General features: G+C 43.5%; 1 protein-coding gene. It reads right to left on the bottom strand.

What is annotated here, in order from left to right:
• Window positions 1–619, bottom strand: a 619-nt coding sequence (locus tag DXX94_RS19160) for an integrase core domain-containing protein (RefSeq protein WP_147302318.1), incomplete at both ends; no start/stop codon positions are given.

Genomic DNA, 619 nt, shown 5'->3' on the forward strand with positions numbered 1-619 from the left:
TGAGCTAAATTCTTCTCAGCCCAAATCGATTTTCCATCAAGTAATGTTTCAAGTGGCGTTCTGCCACAGCACATTTTGCCCTGATGAGTTCGATCATTATTGTAATAAACCATCCATTCGTCCAGATCCTTTTGTAATTCCTCTAACGAGCCATAGAGCCTCTTACGGAACGTAACCTGATAAAACTCCTGCAATATTGTTTTGTGGAAACGTTCACAGATACCATTTGTCTGCGGTGACATCGCTTTCGTTTTTGTATGATCGATATCATTTATTGCTAGATAAAGCTGGTAATCATGATGTTCAACCTTGCCACAATACTCAGTGCCTCGGTCTGTGAGAATGCGTAACATTGGTAGCTCGTGCTGCTCGAAGTAAGGCAAAACCTTGTCGTTGAGTATGTCAGCAGCAGTGATTGGCGTTTTCGTTGTGTAGAGCTTGGCAAATGCAACCTTGCTGTAAGTATCAACGAACGTCTGCTGGTAGATACGGCCAACACCTTTTAGATTACCCACATAAAACGTGTCCTGTGAGCCTAGGTAGCCCGGATGAGCCGTTTCTATCTCGCCACAAGCTTCATCATCGTTCTTTTTCTTCTCAAGTGCAGCAACTTGAGCAT

The sequence above is a fragment of the Thalassotalea euphylliae genome (genome assembly GCF_003390375.1).
In the GTDB taxonomy this organism is placed as follows: Bacteria; Pseudomonadota; Gammaproteobacteria; order Enterobacterales; family Alteromonadaceae; genus Thalassotalea_F; species Thalassotalea_F euphylliae_A.